Origin of the sequence: Aquimarina aggregata (assembly GCF_001632745.1) — a bacterium.
Classification (GTDB): Bacteria; Bacteroidota; Bacteroidia; order Flavobacteriales; family Flavobacteriaceae; genus Aquimarina; species Aquimarina aggregata.
Map to the genome: position 1 here is coordinate 64797 of NZ_LQRT01000058.1, position 19729 is coordinate 84525.

The 19729-nt window shown below is 31.6% G+C and carries 19 protein-coding genes; 15 read left to right on the forward strand and 4 right to left on the reverse strand.

The window, feature by feature from the left end:
* Positions 1-50 precede the first annotated feature (50 nt).
* The 4 genes from AWE51_RS23640 (at position 51) to yajC (ending at position 3123) form a co-directional block, all read left to right on the forward strand.
* Positions 51-1157 carry a Glu/Leu/Phe/Val family dehydrogenase gene (locus AWE51_RS23640; protein ID WP_066319162.1) on the forward strand — a complete coding sequence of 369 codons (1107 nt, stop codon included), beginning with the start codon at positions 51-53 and terminating at the stop codon, positions 1155-1157.
* A gap of 242 nt (positions 1158-1399) precedes the next feature.
* Positions 1400-2293, forward strand: coding sequence for a transcription antitermination factor NusB (nusB, locus tag AWE51_RS23645; RefSeq protein WP_317041851.1), 894 nt, complete (start codon positions 1400-1402; stop codon positions 2291-2293).
* Between the two features lie 49 nt (positions 2294-2342).
* Positions 2343-2822: a DUF1573 domain-containing protein gene (locus AWE51_RS23650; protein WP_066319167.1), complete on the forward strand. Its 480-nt coding sequence runs from the start codon at positions 2343-2345 to the stop codon at positions 2820-2822.
* Between the two features lie 4 nt (positions 2823-2826).
* Positions 2827-3123 carry a preprotein translocase subunit YajC gene (yajC, locus tag AWE51_RS23655; protein ID WP_066319169.1) on the forward strand — a complete coding sequence of 99 codons (297 nt, stop codon included), beginning with the start codon at positions 2827-2829 and terminating at the stop codon, positions 3121-3123.
* A 71-nt stretch (positions 3124-3194) separates the two neighbouring features.
* Here the strand turns inward: yajC and AWE51_RS23660 are convergent, their stop codons facing one another.
* Both AWE51_RS23660 and pepT read right to left on the reverse strand, forming a co-directional pair.
* Complete coding sequence (locus AWE51_RS23660; protein ID WP_066319172.1) at positions 3195-3746, reverse strand: hypothetical protein; 552 nt, start codon at positions 3744-3746, stop codon at positions 3195-3197.
* Positions 3747-3923: 177 nt separating this feature from the next.
* Positions 3924-5165 carry a peptidase T gene (gene pepT, locus AWE51_RS23665; protein ID WP_066319174.1) on the reverse strand — a complete coding sequence of 414 codons (1242 nt, stop codon included), beginning with the start codon at positions 5163-5165 and terminating at the stop codon, positions 3924-3926.
* 94 nt (positions 5166-5259) lie between these two features.
* Here pepT and AWE51_RS23670 point away from each other — a divergent pair, with 94 nt between their 5' ends.
* Together AWE51_RS23670 and AWE51_RS23675 are read left to right on the forward strand one after the other, a co-directional pair.
* The gene (locus AWE51_RS23670) at positions 5260-6285 is read left to right on the forward strand and encodes a quinone-dependent dihydroorotate dehydrogenase (RefSeq protein ID WP_066319176.1); all 1026 of its coding nucleotides are present in this window, start codon (positions 5260-5262) and stop codon (positions 6283-6285) included.
* A 4-nt stretch (positions 6286-6289) separates the two neighbouring features.
* Entirely contained in the window at positions 6290-6916 is a 627-nt protein-coding gene (locus AWE51_RS23675) for a LysE family translocator (RefSeq protein ID WP_066319178.1), read from the forward strand.
* Between the two features lie 60 nt (positions 6917-6976).
* Here AWE51_RS23675 and AWE51_RS23680 read toward each other — a convergent pair whose 3' ends face one another.
* Both AWE51_RS23680 and AWE51_RS23685 read right to left on the reverse strand, forming a co-directional pair.
* Positions 6977-7156, reverse strand: a complete 180-nt coding sequence (locus AWE51_RS23680; RefSeq protein WP_066319180.1) for a hypothetical protein — start codon at positions 7154-7156, stop codon at positions 6977-6979.
* A 172-nt stretch (positions 7157-7328) separates the two neighbouring features.
* Positions 7329-8066, reverse strand: coding sequence for a LytR/AlgR family response regulator transcription factor (locus AWE51_RS23685; RefSeq protein WP_157766214.1), 738 nt, complete (start codon positions 8064-8066; stop codon positions 7329-7331).
* A gap of 57 nt (positions 8067-8123) precedes the next feature.
* On the opposite strand from AWE51_RS23685, the gene AWE51_RS23690 reads away from it, so the two are divergent.
* The 9 genes from AWE51_RS23690 to AWE51_RS23730 all read left to right on the forward strand — a co-directional run bounded on the left by AWE51_RS23690 (position 8124) and on the right by AWE51_RS23730 (position 19275).
* Positions 8124-10061, forward strand: a complete 1938-nt coding sequence (locus tag AWE51_RS23690) for a histidine kinase (RefSeq protein ID WP_066319184.1) — start codon at positions 8124-8126, stop codon at positions 10059-10061.
* Positions 10062-10201: 140 nt separating this feature from the next.
* Positions 10202-11068: a hydroxymethylglutaryl-CoA lyase gene (locus AWE51_RS23695; protein ID WP_066319187.1), complete on the forward strand. Its 867-nt coding sequence runs from the start codon at positions 10202-10204 to the stop codon at positions 11066-11068.
* A 17-nt stretch (positions 11069-11085) separates the two neighbouring features.
* A complete protein-coding gene (locus AWE51_RS23700) occupies positions 11086-11544 on the forward strand; it encodes a heme-binding domain-containing protein (RefSeq protein WP_066319189.1) in 459 nt (152 codons plus the stop codon).
* 130 nt (positions 11545-11674) lie between these two features.
* Positions 11675-12916, forward strand: coding sequence for a DUF4856 domain-containing protein (locus tag AWE51_RS23705; protein WP_066319190.1), 1242 nt, complete (start codon positions 11675-11677; stop codon positions 12914-12916).
* A gap of 104 nt (positions 12917-13020) precedes the next feature.
* Complete coding sequence (locus tag AWE51_RS23710; protein ID WP_066319192.1) at positions 13021-14139, forward strand: imelysin family protein; 1119 nt, start codon at positions 13021-13023, stop codon at positions 14137-14139.
* 18 nt (positions 14140-14157) lie between these two features.
* Positions 14158-15516 (forward strand): HTTM domain-containing protein, encoded by a 1359-nt coding sequence (locus tag AWE51_RS23715; protein ID WP_066319199.1) that lies wholly within the window; start codon positions 14158-14160, stop codon positions 15514-15516.
* Positions 15497-17965: a TonB-dependent receptor domain-containing protein gene (locus AWE51_RS23720; RefSeq protein WP_066319205.1), complete on the forward strand. Its 2469-nt coding sequence runs from the start codon at positions 15497-15499 to the stop codon at positions 17963-17965. Before AWE51_RS23715 ends, AWE51_RS23720 begins: the two co-directional genes overlap by 20 nt.
* A 94-nt stretch (positions 17966-18059) precedes the next feature.
* On the forward strand, positions 18060-18572 hold the full coding sequence (locus AWE51_RS23725) for a PAS domain-containing protein (RefSeq protein ID WP_066319207.1): 513 nt from the start codon (positions 18060-18062) through the stop codon (positions 18570-18572).
* 199 nt (positions 18573-18771) lie between these two features.
* Positions 18772-19275, forward strand: coding sequence for a ferritin (locus AWE51_RS23730; protein WP_066319209.1), 504 nt, complete (start codon positions 18772-18774; stop codon positions 19273-19275).
* The last annotated feature ends 454 nt before the right edge of the window (positions 19276-19729 follow it).

Sequence of the window (19729 nt, forward strand, 5' to 3'; positions counted from 1 at the left end):
ATCCTGATTTTGAATATAATATAATTTATAACATTTAATTTTTCCAATATATGATAACTGAAGTGTTTACTGCAAATCAATTAAAAAAAGAAGCTCCCGTATTTGGTCAACTATCTTTTGATAACCATGAACAAGTTGTTTTTTGTCAAGACAAAGATACAGGATTGAAGGCAATAATTGGTGTGCATAACACAATTTTAGGACCTGCCTTAGGAGGTACTAGAATGTATGATTATAAAACAGAGTGGGATGCACTTAATGATGTTTTAAGGTTATCACGCGGGATGACGTATAAAGCGGCAATCACAGGATTAAATCTTGGTGGAGGTAAAGCAGTGATTATAGGAGATCCTAAGAAACTTAAAACTCCTGAGTTAATGAAACGCTTTGGGAAATTTGTACATACTCTTGGAGGTAAGTATTATACTGCAGAAGATGTAGGAATGGAAACTTCTGATATGGATACAGTAAGAGAAGTTACTCCTTACGTTACTGGTATTTCAGAATCTAAAGGAGGAGCAGGAAACCCTTCTCCTGTAACGGCATATGGAGTATATATGGGAATGAAAGCCGCTACAAAATTCACTTATGGTAGTGATGCTCTTGCCGGAAAAAAGATTTTGGTACAAGGTATAGGACATGTGGGAGAAGAACTAGTGCGATTAGCTTCTGAAGAAGGAGCAAATGTGATAATTAGTGATATTAATGAAGAAAGATTAAACGCTGTAAGTACAAAATATGGAGTTGATATTTATAGAGGAAATGATTTATATGCAGAAACTGCAGATATTTACGCTCCTTGTGCTCTAGGTGCTACCGTAAATGATGAAACAATCAATAAGTTAAACGTAAAAGTAATTGCGGGAGCTGCAAATAATCAGCTTGCAAATGAAGATATTCATGGAGCATTATTACAAAAGAAAGGAATTGTTTATGCTCCTGATTTTTTAATTAATGCAGGAGGGATAATCAATGTATATGCTGAAATAGAAGGATATGGTAGAGATCAGATTACTTCTAAAACAGAAAATATATTTGATACTACACTAGATATTCTAAATAAGGCTAAAGCAACTAGTACAACTACAAATGAAGCAGCGATTAGTATTGCCGAAGATAGAATAGCAGCACGTAAGAAAGAGAATGCCGCATCTTAAAAAACTATTCCTATCTATCTCAATTTTAGGTTCATTATAGAAGAGGTAGATAGGATATTTTTTAAATAAGAAATGGGGATATAAAAAAAGAACTTTTAGGGTAGTCAGATTAAAAATAATAGTATTTTTGCCAAACGAAAGAATACCATACTTTCAGTTGTTTTTAATATAAAGTTCTTTGTAAATAGGCTATGTTAACCCGAAGGCATATTAGAGTAAAAGTAATGCAGTCCCTCTATTCGATGGAGCAGACGCAAAGTGACAATCTTGATAAAGAAGAAAAATTTCTTCTATTTAGTATCGATCAGATGTATGATCTGTTTCTAATCAATCTTCAACTTTTAGTAGAGATTAAGGAGCATGCAGCAGAATTTCTAGAGATTAGTCAAAAAAAATATTTAGCTACTTCAGAAGAAAAAGATCCCAATACAAAATTTATAAAAAACGAGGTTTTACTATTATTAGAAAATAATGTACAGCTCAAGGCAGAAATTGAAAACAGAAAGTTAAACTGCTGGCAGCTAGATGATGAGTACGTTAAAATATTATGGAAAGAGATTAAAGAAAGTACTTTGTATACCGAATATATGAGTACTAAACTAAGCTCTTTTAGAGAAGATAAAGATTTTGTGATTGAGATATTTAAAGAAATCATTGCACCAAATGAGAAACTTTATGAATATATAGAGGATAAAAAACTCACTTGGGTAGATGATTTACCACTTATTAATACGGCAATTATAAAAATGCTAAGAAAAAGTAAATCATCTCATGACGAGCATAAATCTTTACCAAAGCTGTATAAAGATGTTGATGATAAAAAATTCGCAATAGATATTTTTAGAAAAACGGTACTTAATGCAACTACCTTTGCAAAAGAAATCGATGGTAAGACCCCAAATTGGGATCAAGATCGAATTGCAGAGTTGGACAAAGCAATTATTAAAATGGCAATTTGTGAGTTTGTTAAGTTTCCGTCGATACCCATAAAAGTAACAATTAACGAATATTTAGAAATCGCTAAAGAATATAGTACTCCAAAAAGTAGTATTTTTATAAATGGTATTCTAGACAAGATTTCAAAAGAATATCAAGAAAGTGGTAAACTAAATAAAGTAGGACGAGGACTTTTGTAGTCCAAAAAAAATAGTATTTTTAACCCTTATATAATTAAAAACCCAAGTAATGAAAAAAGGAATCTTAATTTTGGCCGGAATTTTTGCTATGACATTTGTGTCTTGTAAAGATGATGCTACAAAGAAAGTTAACGAAGAAAACGTTGAAATAGCTGCAGAACGTGATGCAAAAAATACAGATTTTCCTGTAATGACTTTTGCTGAAACTGAGCACGATTTCGGTACAATAAATGAAGGAGATGTAGTAGAACATAAATTTACATTCACTAATACAGGTAAAGCGCCATTAGTAATCGTTAATGCAAAAGGAAGTTGTGGTTGTACTGTTCCTCAATGGACAAAAGAGCCAGTTGCACCAGGAGCTACAGGAGAGATGTTAGTTAAATTTAACTCTAATGGAAAACCTAATCAGCAAACTAAGCAAGTAACTATTACTACGAATACTGAAGCTGGAAAAGAAGTTATTAAAATTAAAGCTTTAGTTACTCCAAAAGCAAAACCTGTGAGTGGAACTCCAGTAAGTGAATAATTTTATGGAAGGATTCGGAGGACAGTTACCTTTTATACTTTTAATATTTGTAGTGATGTATTTTTTTATGATACGACCACAAATGCAAAAGGCCAAAAAGGAAAAGAAATTTGCTGAAGAGCTTAAAAAAGGAGATCGCGTTGTTACTAAAAGTGGTCTGCACGGAAAAGTTTTTGACTTTAGCGAAAAAAATAATGCAGTTGTTATTGAAACAGGTTCAGGTAAGTTAACATTTGATAAATCTGCCATTTCTTTAGAAATGAGTCAGAAATTAAATGCACCACCTGCAGAAAAGAAGTAATAATTTGCACATCATAAAAAAGCGCGATATTAATTTTAATATCGCGCTTTTATTTTATATTAAATTCTTTTTTAGAAAAAGCGATATCCAATTAATACGCCACCTCTAAAAAAACCTTCATTGTTGCTTTCATCAAGAAGATAACGACCTCCTCCAAGACTTACTTCAAATACAAAACCATTGTCACTTACCCATTTTTGACCGACGACTAATCCTACTCCAATATCAAACCAATTTCCTTCATTGGTAGTATTGTTCACTGGTGTTGGAGAATTGAAATCGTTCGTTTCTACTTCTCCACCTGCAAAACGTAAAAGCCCTTCTACAAACATCCCTCGAGCACCAAAGTCTTTTTTATTTAAGAAATACTGTCTGTAATAAGGGGAAATGCTATACGCTTGGTATTCTTTATAATCATTATCTAGACTAACACTAGCAGCTATACCAGCACCAGAGTACTTGTTTAATATATATTCGTAATTAATTTCTAGGTTAGGTATTGCTAATATTTCTAGGGCATCTAATCTAAATTCATGTTTATTCTCGTTTCTTACTAGGTTTTCTTCCTGCGCATATGATAAAGAAAAGATAAGAGTTGCAATTACTGTAAAAATTTTTTTCATTATAAAATTGTTTTAGGTGCTTTTAAAAAACGCTTTTTTTGCGAGTCATATTTCTAAAACAAATCAAAATGAAAAGACCCTACCTAATTATCTAAATTATGATCAAAATATAAATAATTAGATAGGGAATGATATAGTTTGTTTTTTAACAAGATCAATTCATGTTTTAAAACTAGTCTAGAACTTTTTAGTTGGAATAAGTTGTGCAATCTTAATAATAACTTTAGCAGCACTGATCATGCTTTCTACGGGGACATACTCATAACGCCCATGAAAATTATGGCCTCCAGCAAAAATATTTGGACATGGTAAGCCCATAAAGCTTAATTGTGAACCGTCTGTTCCACCTCGAATAGGTTTAATAATCGGTTTGATATTAAGGGCTTTCATTGCTTCTTCAGCAATATCAACAATATGCATTACAGGTTCTACCTTTTCGCGCATATTATAATATTGATCTTTTATGGTTACCTCTATAACTTCTTGTTGACGTTGAGCATTGATTTCTGAAGCCAATTTTTTCATTACTTCTTTTCTAGCTTCAAAATGTTCTTTGTCGTGATCCCTAATAATATAGTGTAACTGAGTCTCTTCGACATCTCCTTTAATAGTATGTAAATGGAAAAAACCTTCTCGACCAGAAGTGTGTTCTGGTGTCTCTAATCTTGGTAAAGAATTGATGAATTCCTGAGCAATATACATACTATTGATCATTCTCCCTTTGGCATATCCCGGATGTACAATTTTTCCTTTTATCGTAACTACTGCTCCAGCGGCATTAAAATTTTCGTATTCAAGCTCGCCAATTTCACTACCATCCATAGTGTACGCCCAATCAGCTCCAAATTTTGAAACATCAAATTTATGAGCTCCACGACCTATTTCTTCATCGGGCGTAAAACCAACACGAATTTTACCATGCTTAATTTCAGGATGTTGTACAAGGTACTCCATAGCACTAACTATTTCAGTAATTCCTGCTTTATCATCGGCACCTAAAAGTGTTGTGCCGTCTGTAGTAATTAGCGTCTGCCCTTTATATAGCTTTAAGTCTTCAAAATAATCCGGAGAAAGAACAATATTTTCAGCAGCGTTTAGGATGATATCTTTACCATCATAATTTTCTATGATTTGTGGTTTTACGTTTGCTCCAGTAAAATCTGGGCTCGTATCAAAATGCGATATAAAACCAATAGTGGGTACGTCTTCCTCTATGTTAGATGGGAGTGTAGCCATTATATAAGCATTTTCATCAATGGTAACCTCCTCAAGACCTATATCCTTTAATTCTTTTGCTAATTTATTGGCCAGATCCCATTGTTTTTCTGAACTGGGAGTAGTGTTACTTTCAGGATCACTTTCTGTATCGATGGTAACATAACTTATAAAGCGATTAATGATGTGTTGTTTTGAAATCATAATAGACAGGTATTTGATATATCTTCAGCATTCAAAAATACATTTTTATTAGAACCTCTTATCACTTATTTTTGCGCAAACAAAATCAAGCTTAATGTATACGTATTTTTTACGCCCTATTTTATTTAGATATGATCCAGAGAAAATTCATCATTTTACATTTAAAATGGTAAGATTTTTGTCCAAAATACCTTTAATGTCTTCGATATTTAGAGGGATGTATGTTATTAATGATCCAAAGCTTGAAAGAGAAGTGTTTGGGTTAAAGTTTAAGAACCCTGTAGGATTAGCAGCAGGTTTTGATAAAGATGCGAAGCTGTTTAATGAGTTGTATAATTTTGGTTTTGGTTTTATTGAAATAGGTACTTTGACACCTAAACCTCAAGATGGTAATCCAAAAAAAAGACTATTTAGATTAAAAGATGATAGTGGTATTATTAATCGAATGGGTTTTAATAACGGTGGGGTAGAGGATGCAGTAGTGCGATTAAAGAATAATAAAGGAGTCTTGATCGGAGGTAATATAGGAAAGAACAAAATTACCCCAAATGAGAATGCCGTAGAAGATTATAAAATTTGCTTTGATGCTCTTTTTGATTATGTTGATTATTTTGTAGTGAACGTCAGTTCGCCAAACACTCCTAATTTAAGGGAACTGCAGGACAAAGAACCGCTTACGATGCTCTTGAATACGTTGCAATCTAAAAATCAAGAAAAAGTATCACAAAAACCAATTTTGTTAAAAATAGCTCCAGACTTAACAGATGAGCAGTTATTAGATATTATAGCTATTGTTAAGGATACTAAGATAGCAGGAATCATTGCCACGAATACTACGATTTCTAGAGAGGGATTAAGGTCAAATCGTGATTTAGTAAACGAAAAAGGAGGTTTAAGTGGTAAGCCATTAACATCTAGATCAACAGAAGTAATTCGTTTCTTATCACAAAAAAGTAATAACGCTTTTCCGATTATAGGTGTCGGCGGAATACATAGTGCAAAAGATGCTCTTGAAAAATTAGAAGCTGGTGCTAGCTTAATTCAATTGTATACCGGTTTTATTTATGAAGGGCCCAAATTGATTAAAGATATTAATAAAGCGTTGTTAAGATCAAAGTAACCGTATGGATTATGATGTTTTGTATACCTTTATGATTACAACAGCTATCTTATCCATATCACCCGGACCGGATAATATATTTGTATTAATGCAAAGTGTTATTAACGGAAAGAAATACGGACTGGCTACTGTTGCTGGATTAATGTCAGGATGCTTGATTCATACAACATTAGTTGCTTTTGGGGTTTCAATACTGATTAAACAGAGTGACACCTTATTTTTTATAATTAAGTTGTTTGGAGCATTGTATTTATTCTTTTTAGCTTATAAAGTATTTAGGAGTGATGCTTCGGTAAATTTATTAGAAACAGGTATACCAAAAAAAACTTTAGGGCAACTGTTTCGACAAGGATTTGTTATGAATGTATTAAATCCTAAAGTCTCTATTTTCTTTTTAGCATTTTTTCCTGGTTTTCTGTTTAGTGAATCTTTAAGTAATGTTTTACAATTTTATATACTAGGTTTCCTTTTTATACTGGTTTCATTTTTAATTTTTGGAAGTATTGCAGTCATGTCAGGAGCTATATCAGAATACTTAAAAAAAAGTACGAAGATTGGGGTTGTTTTAAAATGGCTTCAGATTATAGTATTTATTGGAATTGCAATTTTTATTCTTCTTTCTGAAAAATAAAAAATAGACTGTCTTAATTTTAAGATAGTCTATTTTTTTTTCTAATAAGAAAGATTTCTTTTAAGCTTTATCGTCTTCGCTTTCATCCTCTTTGCAAGGGTGCAGTATTCCATTTTCCCAACAATACGCGTTATTATCTGCACCACCTCCAGTTTGACTATGAAAACCTCCTTTAAGAGTAGTCAATTCTTTTCTGTTTAATTCTTTTGCTCCTTCTAAGTTTAAAATGCCTTTTAACATAATATATATATTGAAAATTAGATTGTTTGTGATCCTTTAAAGACATTCACAATTATGTCTATCATGACCTTACTATCAATGGTAAGATGCTATTCAAAATTAGAGTGAATTCTGGGAAATAAATTAAAGAATAAATAGGTGGAAAGAATTTTAAGATAAGCGTATAGAGATATTATTTAAGTGTTTCTAAGAGATAAGACAATTGCTCCCTATTTCTAAAAGCAACTTGAATTTTATCTCTATTGGTCAAAATAATCGTTTCTTTCCTAAAAATAGAATCAATATGAGAGGTGTTTATGAGACAAGAGCGATTTACTCTAAAAAAACCACGACTAGACAGTAATTTGTCATAATGCTTCAAGATATTGTTTGCTAAGATTTCTTTTTTGTCTTTTAAGACGATGGTTGTATAGTTACCTTCAGCCTTACATAAAATTATTTCTTCTAGATATACGGATTTATGGTATTGACCACTTTGTATAAGAATTTTTGAGTTCTGCTCTCGTATAAATTCTTGAAAGTGAACGTATTTACTTTGATTACTATGTCTAGACTTAACTTGTATATATCTGCTGATTACTTTTTCAAGAAGTATAGGGTCAATTGGTTTTAACAAATAGTTAAAAGCAAAATGCTCCATAGCTTTTTCATAATAACTATCATATGCGGTAATAAAGATAACCTCAAAGCCTTTAGAATGTACAGCATCAAGAATTTCAAAGCCTATGCCATCATCTAAATGTATATCTAGAAAAACCAATTCTGGAGAAGAAGAAGAAATAAGAGAAATACCTTCTTTAACAGTTGTTGCCGAACCTACAATATTTAATTCTAAGACATTTTTTTTCAGAAGTTTAGAGAGGTAATTTGATGCATCTTTATCATTTTCAATAATAACAACATTAATCATAAAAATAAATGTAAATTCGAGCACTAAATTTATATCTACCACACAAATAATACAACATTGAAACAACTTTTTTTTATTTTAGTTTTGATACTTACAAGTTTTGATTCTTATTCCCAGGAAATACTTTCTCAACATACTATTGATACTATTTCTTTTGCCAAAACTAATCGACCATACATTAGTAAGATTAAATATAGTCTGAACAAGGATAAATCTCTTAAGGGATGGACAAAGTATTATACCTTTAAAAGCTATGTACATTTATTTAAGCTTGAAAATGATTCTGCATTGTCAAATGCTCATAAAGCTATTAAAGCGTATGAATCATTAGAACAGGGGCATCCGGGAGCAGATGGTATAGCGCATAAAGCATATTACATTAAAGGTTTACGAGAGTATTTTGCAACAAGACCACTTACCGCTTTACAGACGCTTTATAGAGGGTTAGAACTCACATCTCAGTATCCAGAATCACCCGACAAAAAATCATGGCGATTTTATATTTTAGAAAGAATATCTTATATCCATATAGATTTAGGAGATATAGACCTGGCATTGAGAGCAAGAAAAGAAGCTTTTAGAGATTCAATATGGGCTAATTATAGATTTGAGGTAATTAATAATAGGTTAGATATTGGTTATTTGTATAAACACAAAAAGAAGTATGATTCTGCAAAAGCGCATTTTAACGAAGCTTTAAGAATGTATAAGGATACCATATTACTTGATAATGATAATTATGATAAAGACGTTTTTTTTATAAATCAAGTTAGAGCACTGGATGCTCTGGGCGATATTGCTTTGTACCAAAATCAAAAAGATTCGGCATATAATAATTTTTCAAAAGCAAATAAAATTTTTTTAGATAAAGAATTGATCAATTCTGATTTATTGTCTAGTAAGTCTAAATTAAGCCCACTAACTAGTTATGGTTATATGCTTTTTTATCAAGATAACCTTAATGAGTCTGAAACTGTATTGAACAAGGTTCGAGATTCTCTGAGAAAAAAATATAATTATACTAGAGATGAAAGGAATTTGTATATAAGAGTTTGTGATTTTTTGAATAAGGTGTATTTTAAACAAGGAGCACACGAAAAAAGCACATCTATCCTAAGCGAACTGAATGAATATCTAATAACATATCATGAAAAAAGTATAGCTAAGCAACTGCAACTATATGCTTCTGAATTTGAATTAAAAGAAAAAGATGCTTCTATCTCTAAGCTAGAAAAAATAACCACACAACAAAAAACTATTATTAAACAAAGGAATATCATCAATTGGGTCATTATCGGATTGTTTCTTTCATTTCTAATATTAGGCGTTGTATTGTTCAGGCAAAATAAATTAAAAAGTAAATATAAAACTACAATTTTAGAACAACGTTTACTTCGTTCACAGCTTAATCCACACTTTTTGTTCAATTCATTGGGTACAATTATTTCCTTAACCTCAAACGAATCTAAAAATGTAATACCGTATACTTTAAAATTGAGTAATCTATTACGATCCATATTAGAAAACTCTAGAGAAGAGTTTGTTTCTTTAGAAGAAGAAATACAGACGGTGAAGGATTATTTAGAGCTGCAATCTAATTTTTCTCAAAAATTTAATCATGTAGTAGAAATTGACCCAGAGTTGAATGTTCAGAATATTTTGGTGCCTCCAATGTTTATACAACCATTTGTAGAAAATGCTATTGAACATGGTATTGCTGCTATCACAAATGGTAAAATAATATTAAAATTCATTATGGATGATAATAAAAAACTAATAAAAAGTAGTATCATAGATAATGGGATTGGTTATACTAAAGGCCAAGAAATTAAGGATAAAAACTCTGGATATGAATCACTATCAGGTTCCATCTTAAAAGATAGATTTAAAATATATTCAAGGTCTTTTAAAGTTAATGCAAGGTTTGAGGTTCTTGAGGATACCGATAATATAGGGTCTAGAGTTGATGTTTATCTACCATATATTTTGGAATAATTTTAAAAACACTTTTAATGAGGGCTTATTAACGCATTATCTTCTTATTTAATCAAGAAGTATAGCTATTTTCTGAAATTTTAAAAAATAATCATACTTTTATAGTCAAAATTGAATTTCTTCTAGTTTGTAGTGCTAAAATGACCGAAAAAATAAAAATAATTGAATGTCCAAGAGATGCTATGCAGGGCATAAAAGAATTTATTCCTACAGAAAAAAAGGTGCAGTATATTCAATCTTTACTGCGTTGTGGTTTTGATACCATAGATTTTGGAAGTTTTGTTTCACCCAAAGCTATCCCACAGATGGTTGATACTGCGGCAGTATTGGGACAATTAGACCTGTCTGATACAGTTAGTAAATTATTAGCGATTATTGCTAATGTTAGAGGTGCTAATGATGCTGCACAGCATCCTGAAATAGATTATTTAGGATACCCTTTTTCAATTTCGGAAAATTTTCAAATGCGTAATACTCATAAAACGATAGCGCAATCTGTAGAAACATTGCAAGAGATTCTTAATATCGCTGATAAGGCAAATAAAAAAGTTGTAGCTTATCTTTCTATGGGATTTGGTAATCCTTATGGTGATCCTTGGGATGTAGAGATTGTAGGAGAGTGGACAGAAAGGTTAAGTGAAATGGGAGTAAAAATTCTTTCTTTATCTGATACGGTTGGATCATCAACACCAGAGATAATAGATTATTTGTTTGCTAATCTCATTTCAAAATATCCCGAAATTGAATTTGGAGCACATCTGCATACTACGCCTACTTCTTGGTTTGAAAAAGTAGATGCGGCGTATAAAGCAGGTTGTAGAAGGTTTGATGGAGCTATTCAAGGATTTGGAGGATGCCCAATGGCAAAAGATGAATTAACCGGTAATATGCCAACAGAGCGTATGGTCTCTTATTTTACAACTGTTAAAGCAGACAGCAATGTAAGACCGTTAAGTTTTGAATCTTCATATAACGAGGCAACTAAAATATTTTCTCAATATCACTAAACAAATTATTCTTCAACATGAAAAAAATTACTAAAATTATAGCAATATCCGCATTAATTGTGTTGGTTATCATGCAATTTATTAGACCAGACAAAAATGAATCAGGATATGAATCTGTTGCCTTTTTTGAAGCAGATACTAAGCCTAGCGAGGAGCTTAAAACTATATTAAGGAATAATTGTTATGATTGTCATAGTAACCAAACTAAATATCCTTGGTATGCAGAGATTGCTCCTGTGTCTTATTGGTTGGATGATCATATTGAAGAAGGAACAGAGCATTTTAACGTATCTGATTGGGAGAGTTATTCTATAAAGAAAAGAGACCATAAGCTAGAAGAGTTAATAGAAGAAGTTGATGAAGGAGAAATGCCATTGGCTTCGTACACTTGGCTTCATGGTAACTTAGATGCGCAACAAAAAGAATTATTATTAAGTTGGGTAAAAGAATTAAGAACAAAATATACTGCAAATTAAGGTAGTCAAGATTATCTTAATGTTAATTTAGTTAAGTTTATTTAGATTTATTACAAATAAAGTTTGTCAATTATAATTTGATGAATATATTTGCACGCATATTATCAATAATAAGTCTAAATAAAAAGTAATGAAAATTAATAGTCTTTTAAAAGCAACATACTTACTAGGAACCTTTGCCATAATTTCATGTTCATCAGACGATGATAGTAATCCGCCTGTTGATCAGATTAGCGAGCCGGCTACATATGTTTTTGATCGTAATGGCGAAAGCACAGTTAGTTTTAGCGGGCAAACTACCCGTATCGCAATGGCCGAAGTAATTATTAGTAAGCTAAAAGATAATACGCAAATAAATGCAGAAGCAGTTTTAGATGCAATGTTTGATCATAAAGAAGGTGTTGCTGACTTTGAAGATACTGATTTAAATGCATCAGATAAAAGTGTTAGAAGTAAAACCGCCGCTTCAAGAGATTTTTTCTTCACTAATGCAACTGAATCAGCTGCAGTTAAAATGGATTTTGATGGTTGGATAAAAAGCCAGGTAGATGATGTATTCCCTAATTGGTCTGCCCCTGCATCAGCCGGTGTTGCTGGTGAACTTCAAGAAGCAGGAGGAGGATCTAAAAGATACGTTAACGCAAAAGGTTTAGAGTTAAATCAAGCTTTTGCTAAAGGTTTAATAGGAGCCCTGATGGCTGATCAAGCATTAAATAACTACTTAGGGAAGCTTGTTTTAGATGAAGCAGAAAATAGAGCAAATAATGATAATGAAGTTGTAGCAGATGGTAAGAACTATACAACTATGGAGCATAAATGGGATGAAGCCTATGGTTATTTATATGGAGCATCTGTAGATACGGCTAATCCAAATCCGACAATTGGAGATGATGATAGCTTTTTAAATAAGTATATCGGTAGAGTAGAAGGAGATGCTGATTTTAAAGGTATCGCAGAAAAAATATACAAAGCATTTAAATTAGGTAGAGCGGCAATTGTAGCTAAAAAATATGATGTTAGAGATGAACAAGCTGCTATAATTCGAGAAGAATTATCTAAAGTAATTGCAATTAGAGCGGTATACTACTTACAACAAGGGAAGAACGCTCTAGAAGCATCGACTATTGATTATGCAAGTGCTTTTCATGATCTTTCTGAAGGATACGGGTTTATCTATAGTCTTCAGTTTACAAGAAGATCAGATAGTGCGGCTCCTTACTTTACAAGAACAGAAGTACAAGGCTTTATAGATCAATTAATGAGCGGAACCAATGGGTTATGGGATGTAACTCCAGCGACATTACAATCTATTTCAGAAACTATTGCTGCTAAATTCAGTTTTACTGTAGCCGAAGCAGGAAGTACAAATTAAGATTTTATTATATAAAATTTTTAAAAAAAAGAGAAAGAAATCGTAAATGATTCTTTTCTCTTTTTTACATTTGCAAAAATTTATTAAGAATAAATAAAAATAAGATGAAGAAGATATTGTTTTTAATCACTACTGTCATATTTTTTGCAGTAAGTTGTTCATCTGGAGATGATAACGAAACAGGCGCAAGTACAGATACTTTTAATAGACAGGCATTGTTAGAAAATATTGCTGACAATATAGCAATACCAGCATATCAAAATTTAGCAAATGATATAGAAGTATTAAAAACAGCTGCTTCAACTTTTGTTGCAACCCCTAACGAATCAAATTTACAGAGTATAAGGACAGCTTGGTTAAATTCTTATGTTTCTTGGCAATCTGTAAGTGTATTTGAAATAGGAAAAGCAGAAGAGCTTTCTTTTAGAAATTTTATGAATGTCTTTCCTGTTAGTGCAAGTGAAATAGAAGCAAATATAACATCCGGTACTTACGACCTTAATGCTGTTTCTAAGGATAATGAGCAAGGATTTGGGGCACTAGATTATTTACTTAATGGATTGTCTGATTCTAACACCGAAATTATAGCATTTTATGTTAGTAATACGAATGCAGATGCTTACAAGAAATACTTGACAGATGTAGTAGACCGAATGAATGATCTTACGACACAAGTTTTAACAGATTGGACTAGTGGTTATAGAGATACATTTGTAAGTAGCAATGGCTCTTCTGCTACTAGCTCATTAGATAAGTTGGTAAATGACTATGTTTTTCACTATGAGAAACATTTAAGAGCTGGTAAAATAGGAATCCCAGCAGGAGTATTTTCGGGGTCAGTATTAGAAGATAGGGTTGAAGCTTTTTATAAAGGTGATGTTTCCAAAACTTTATTTAATGCCAATCTTACAGCGATGCAAGACCTTTTTAATGGTAAGCATTTTGGTAAAAATACTTCGGGAGAAAGTTTTAAAACATATCTCGATTTTCTGAATACAATAAAAGAAGGAGAAGATTTAAGCACACTTATTAATAATCAGTTTGAATCGGCAAGAAGTACAGGAACAGGTTTGAGTGATGATTTTTCTGCTCAAGTTCGAACAAATAATAGTTTAATGACTCAAACGTATGATGAGCTCCAAAAAAATGTAGTGCTTTTAAAGGTAGATATGGTTCAGGCTATGTCTGTAAGAATCACCTTTATCGACGCCGACGGAGATTAAATGGTTATAAAAGTATAGATGAATTTTAACCTTTCGCAATATTTTAAAAAGAATACAGAGACTGCACCACTTGCAGTCTTTCGTATTTTTTTTGGAATAATGATGTTATTAAGTATTGTGCGTTTTTGGAGCTATGGGTGGATAGAAACGTTGTATATAAAGCCAAAGTTTTTCTTTTCGTATTATGGATTTGAATGGATACGGCCTTTGGGTATTTATACATATTTAATCTTCATAATATGTGCTATTTCGGCACTTATGGTTGCTCTAGGTTTTAAGTACAGAATAAGTATAATTATTTTCTTTCTTAGTTTTACGTATATCGAGTTGATGGATAAGACAACTTATCTTAATCATTATTATTTTATAAGTGTACTAAGTTTTTTGATGATCTTTTTGCCTGCTAATGCCTATTATGCCTTAGATGCAAGAAAAAGAAAATCCTTTAAGTATATCCCTGTCTGGACAATTGATAGTGTTAAATTACTACTAGGAATTGTATATTTCTATGCAGGTTTAGCAAAACTTAATTCGGATTGGTTGGTCAAAGCTATGCCTCTTAAAATTTGGCTTCCTTCAAATTATGATTTACCTGTTTTAGGTGACTTGATGCAACAAGAATGGGTTCATTATGTATTTAGTTATACAGGGGCGATATATGATCTTACCATACCATTTTTATTATTGTTCAGAAAAACTAGAAATTTTGCATTCATTATGGTAGTAGTTTTTCATGTGTTAACAAGAATTTTGTTTCCGATAGGTATGTTTCCTTATATCATGATCATTAGTACATTAATATTTTTTGATTCAAAAGTTCATTATAAAATTTTAGCAATAATTTCCAAGGTATTTAAGATAAATCAAACGCAATTTGATACAAATCGAATACTAACGTTTAAGCCTAAAAAAGATAAAATTCTCATTGGTATTATTACTGTACTTTTTACAATTCAATTACTTTTGCCGTTTAGATATTTATTATATCCGGGAGAGTTATTTTGGACAGAAGAAGGATACAGATTTTCCTGGAGAGTAATGCTAATGGAAAAAGCAGGGTATGCTAATTTTAAGATTGTTGATAGTAAAACGGGGAAAAGATTTTATGTAGATAATAATGATTTTCTTACCGCTTTTCAAGAAAAACAAATGGCAACACAACCTGATTTTATTTTACAATATGCACATTACCTTAAAAAACATTTTGAAAATAGGGGACATCAAAATGTACAAGTGTTTGTAGAGAGTTACGTGGCACTTAATGGTAGGTTGAGCAGTCAATATATTGATCCAGAAACGGATTTAGGAAAACAAAAAGAGACATTTAAACATAAAACATGGATTATTCCATTTAAAGATGAGATTAAGGGATTATAAGATTTTTGTAGTAGTAGTGTTACTTGCTACTTCTGCTTTTGGGCAATATCAGTTTACAGGAATAGTAGTAGATCAAAATGATAAGCCGATTACTAACGCAGAGGTATATAATCGTAATACAGGGGAGCAAACGATTACCAATACCAAAGGACAGTTTGAGTTTAATGATTTAGAATCAGGAGATTATTTAATAACAATTTTTAGCTTTGATTTTGAGATTTTAGAACAACAGATAAAAATAGAGGGTAATACATCAAAGAATTTTGTCTTAGCTCCTCTTGGAGAAGCACTTTCTGAAGTAGTGATTAAGCAGCGAAGAAATCGTATCTATGGCTTAAAGCAGTTAAAACCAGTAGAGGGAACTGCTATTTATGCCGGTAAAAAAAGTGAAGTCGTCCTGTTAGAGAATACCTTAGGTAATTTAGCCTCAAATAATGCAAGACAGATTTATGCTCAAGTTGCAGGATTGAATATCTATGAAAATAGTGTTGGTGGATTGCAATTAAACATAGGCGGTAGAGGTTTAGACCCAAATCGTACTGCAAACTTTAATACACGTCAAAATGGATATGATATTAGTGCAGATGTTTTAGGATATCCAGAAAGCTATTATACTCCGCCAGCAGAAGCCTTAAGTGAGATACAAGTAGTCAGAGGGGCGGCATCTTTACAATATGGTACTCAATTTGGGGGGTTAATTAACTTTAAGATGAAACAACCCAATCCAAATAAAAAGATCGAATTAGTATCACGACAAACCCTAGGGTCATTTAATTTGTTTACTAGTTTTAATAGTTTAGGTGGAACAATTGGTAAGTTTAGTTATTACACTTATTTTAATTATAAATCAGGAGATGGTTTTAGACCAAATTCAGATTTTGACTCTAAAAATTACTATGTGCATTTGGGATATCAGATTTCTGACAGAACCAAACTAACAGGAGAATTTACATATTTAGACTATTTAGCCAAACAACCGGGAGGGCTTACTGATACACAATTTGATACAGATCCGGATTTTAGTAACCGAACTAGAAACTGGTTTGAGGTAGATTGGAAATTATTTTCATTAAAATTAGAGCATGAATTTTCTGAAAAAACTGATTTTAGTTTAAATCTTTTTGGATTGGATGCCTCAAGAAGAGCTCTTGGATTTAGAGGAGTAGCCACTAACCTAAATTCAAATGCAATTACAGCTGTTGATGAAGTTGATGTTAATGGTAATTTTGTGAATCCCCGAGATCTTATTATTGGAAATTTTAAAAACTGGGGAGCAGAAGCAAGATTGCTAAGTCGTTATAATTTAATAGGTAAAGAATCAGTCTTTTTAATTGGCTCTAAATTTTATAAGGCCAACAACGGAGCAATACAAGGGCCGGGTAGTACTGGGACTGATGCAGATTTTAACCTACAAACAGAAAGCTTTCCTGATTATCCAAATCAATCTACTTTTGATTTTCCTAATCTTAATGTAGCAGTGTTTGGAGAGAATATCTTTAATATAACAGATAAACTTTCAATAACCCCAGGGATTAGATTTGAATATATAAAGACAGAAACCGATGGTGTTTTTAATAATGTAGTATTTGATAATGCAGGAAACCCAATAAGTAATACAAATGAAAGAGATGATGAGACTTTTGAAAGATCTTTTGTGTTACTAGGTATAGGTTCTAGTTATAAAATAAACAATACCATCGAATCTTATATTAATGTATCTCAAAATTATAGATCAGTTACATTCAATGATATAAGAATTGTAAATCCAACTTTTGTGATTCGTCCTGATATATCCGATGAAGAAGGGTTTACTGCAGATTTTGGAATAAGAGGAAAAATTAATAATGTATTAACGTATGATACAAGCCTTTTTGGATTGTGGTATGACGATAGGATAGGTGAGGTTTTTAATGATAGAGCAGAAAGAGTTCGAGGAAATATAGGAGATGCTGTAATTTATGGTTTAGAAAGTTATGTAAATTGGAATATCGGGAATACATTTTTTCCCGAGAACACCAATTACGTATTGAATACTTTTGTTAACCTAGCAGTAACAGATTCTGAATATACAAGATCAGAAGAACAAATAGTAGGTAATAAAGTTGAGTTTATCCCATTAATTAATTTAAAAACAGGAATCGGATTTGGTTATAAAAATTTCCTAGGAAATGTTCAATTCACACGTTTGTCAGAACAATTCACTGAAGTTACTAATGCCGATAGAGCACCTGTGGGTAGTAGAGAAGAAGGTACTTTGGGTAAAATTCCTGCATATTCAATAGTAGATGTTTCATTGTCGTACACCTATAAAAGATTTAAACTAGAAACAGGAGTTAATAACCTTTTAGATGAAAGTTATTTTACCCAAAGAGCAACTGGTTATCCTGGCCCAGGGATTATACCTTCGGCACCGATATCATGGTATACTACCCTACAATTTAAATGGTAAAAGGCAAAATTTAACCTTTGTTTAATCAAAGAATTAACTTTTGTTCAATCATGAATCGCGTTTTAATTATATACTTTTGAGCAAAATCACACTTATGAAAGAGTTAAGAGGGTATGACGAGATGATGTCGGGATATTATGAAAAAATGTCTAATCATATGTTGCCATTATTATCATGGGAGTTTTATGGTGAGCATCATGCAAGTCTAGAGAATTTTAAAGATGATCTAAGTGCTCTTACTAAACTTACTAAAAATTGGATGTTTGAGGCCGATTATCAAAACGAACTTATTGATAAGCAATCTGTGATCGTGGTCACAAGTCCTAGTCTTGAGATAGTTTATGCTTCTAAAAACATGAAAAAGATGAATGGCTATGATCCTAAAGAGGTAATAGGAAATTCTCCGAAAATGTTTCAAGGTACCAATACATGTTCTGTAACATCTGCAAAAGTAAGAGATGCTATTAATAATGAAAAACCTTTTGAAGTTTCAATTCTTAACTATAGAAAAGATAATACTACATACAAGTGTTTGATTAAAGGGTATCCTGTTCGAGATAAGAAAGGAAAACTTGTTAATTATATCGCTTTTGAGAAAGCTGCATAAAAATATATTCAGAAATAAATACCTTACTTTTTCTTAATCACTTTTCATTCAGGTTAAAACTAATTTGGCGTGAGTAGTAATTAAACAAATTACGGTTATATAGTCTGATTTTAAATTACGCAAAACCTACATACTCAATATTTAAAACGCTAGAAAATGCTTACTTTAGTTATACACAAATAATTGAAGTTAATTATATATGATACCAGAAATTGAAAAATTATTAAATGAACAAATAACATATGAAGCAAAAGCTTCTGCACAATATCTTTCTATGGCCTGTTGGGCAGATGTAAATGGATACAATGGTGTAGCAGATTTCTTTTACACGCAATCTGAAGAAGAACGTGTGCATATGACCAAGTTAGTAAAGTTTATTAACGAACGAAGCGGAATAGCGGTTATACCTGCAATAGATAAGCCAAGAGATGATTTTAAAACGTTAATGGAGCTTTTTGAAACCTTTTTAGATAGCGAGGAATTTGTTACGGCCCGCATTAACAATATAATTTATGAATGTCTTCAACATAAAGATTATAATGTTCATAATTTTATGCAATGGTATGTTGCTGAACAGTTAGAAGAAGAGGCAACTGCACGCACATTATTAGATAAATTAAAGATCATAGGAGACGATAAATCGGGTCATTACTTATTCGATAGAGATATTAATACTTTTCAAATAGAAGACTCAGCTAAGTAGTTGTTAATAAGTTGATAAAGAAAAAATAGAGATTCCTTTTATAGGAATCTTTTTTTGTTATTTTTGTGCTTTATTTAGATTTAATAAAAATTAATAAATAGTGCAAAGTTTAGAAACCCCATCATTATATTCTCCATGTGCAGTTTTAAATTGTGAAATTGCTTGTGGTGGTAAGAAAAAGAAATGCTGTAAAAAGTATAAAAAGAAAGGTAAGTCCAACTGTAAAAGATGTCCTAAACTTTAAACCACACAATATCTTTTTCAGTATTCAAAGAATGATTACTATAATTTCTCTCTTGGTAATCACATTCTTAACTACTTCAATTAATCTTTAGTAATAGAATTATAGTTTTCTATATAAATCTATATAGTAATCATTGTACTAGACATTTGTTTATATAGTTTTTAAAGTATAGATTTATTAAAATACTACATAATAACAGTAAATCCCTTT

What these genes read in the sequence shown, in the direction of transcription:
- AWE51_RS23685 (WP_157766214.1), bottom strand. Translation starts at nt 8,066, where the DNA reads ATGATTAATGTTGTTATTATTGAAAATGATAAAGATGCATCAAATTAC.
- AWE51_RS23670 (WP_066319176.1), top strand. Translation starts at nt 5,260, where the DNA reads ATGTATACGTATTTTTTACGCCCTATTTTATTTAGATATGATCCAGAG.
- AWE51_RS23715 (WP_066319199.1), top strand. Translation starts at nt 14,158, where the DNA reads ATGAATTTTAACCTTTCGCAATATTTTAAAAAGAATACAGAGACTGCA.
- AWE51_RS23695 (WP_066319187.1), top strand. Translation starts at nt 10,202, where the DNA reads ATGACCGAAAAAATAAAAATAATTGAATGTCCAAGAGATGCTATGCAG.
- AWE51_RS23720 (WP_066319205.1), top strand. Translation starts at nt 15,497, where the DNA reads ATGAGATTAAGGGATTATAAGATTTTTGTAGTAGTAGTGTTACTTGCT.
- AWE51_RS23640 (WP_066319162.1), top strand. Translation starts at nt 51, where the DNA reads ATGATAACTGAAGTGTTTACTGCAAATCAATTAAAAAAAGAAGCTCCC.
- pepT (WP_066319174.1), bottom strand. Translation starts at nt 5,165, where the DNA reads ATGATTTCAAAACAACACATCATTAATCGCTTTATAAGTTATGTTACC.
- AWE51_RS23700 (WP_066319189.1), top strand. Translation starts at nt 11,086, where the DNA reads ATGAAAAAAATTACTAAAATTATAGCAATATCCGCATTAATTGTGTTG.
- yajC (WP_066319169.1), top strand. Translation starts at nt 2,827, where the DNA reads ATGGAAGGATTCGGAGGACAGTTACCTTTTATACTTTTAATATTTGTA.
- AWE51_RS23705 (WP_066319190.1), top strand. Translation starts at nt 11,675, where the DNA reads ATGAAAATTAATAGTCTTTTAAAAGCAACATACTTACTAGGAACCTTT.
- AWE51_RS23680 (WP_066319180.1), bottom strand. Translation starts at nt 7,156, where the DNA reads ATGTTAAAAGGCATTTTAAACTTAGAAGGAGCAAAAGAATTAAACAGA.
- nusB (WP_317041851.1), top strand. Translation starts at nt 1,400, where the DNA reads ATGGAGCAGACGCAAAGTGACAATCTTGATAAAGAAGAAAAATTTCTT.
- AWE51_RS23650 (WP_066319167.1), top strand. Translation starts at nt 2,343, where the DNA reads ATGAAAAAAGGAATCTTAATTTTGGCCGGAATTTTTGCTATGACATTT.
- AWE51_RS23725 (WP_066319207.1), top strand. Translation starts at nt 18,060, where the DNA reads ATGAAAGAGTTAAGAGGGTATGACGAGATGATGTCGGGATATTATGAA.
- AWE51_RS23660 (WP_066319172.1), bottom strand. Translation starts at nt 3,746, where the DNA reads ATGAAAAAAATTTTTACAGTAATTGCAACTCTTATCTTTTCTTTATCA.
- AWE51_RS23710 (WP_066319192.1), top strand. Translation starts at nt 13,021, where the DNA reads ATGAAGAAGATATTGTTTTTAATCACTACTGTCATATTTTTTGCAGTA.
- AWE51_RS23675 (WP_066319178.1), top strand. Translation starts at nt 6,290, where the DNA reads ATGGATTATGATGTTTTGTATACCTTTATGATTACAACAGCTATCTTA.
- AWE51_RS23730 (WP_066319209.1), top strand. Translation starts at nt 18,772, where the DNA reads ATGATACCAGAAATTGAAAAATTATTAAATGAACAAATAACATATGAA.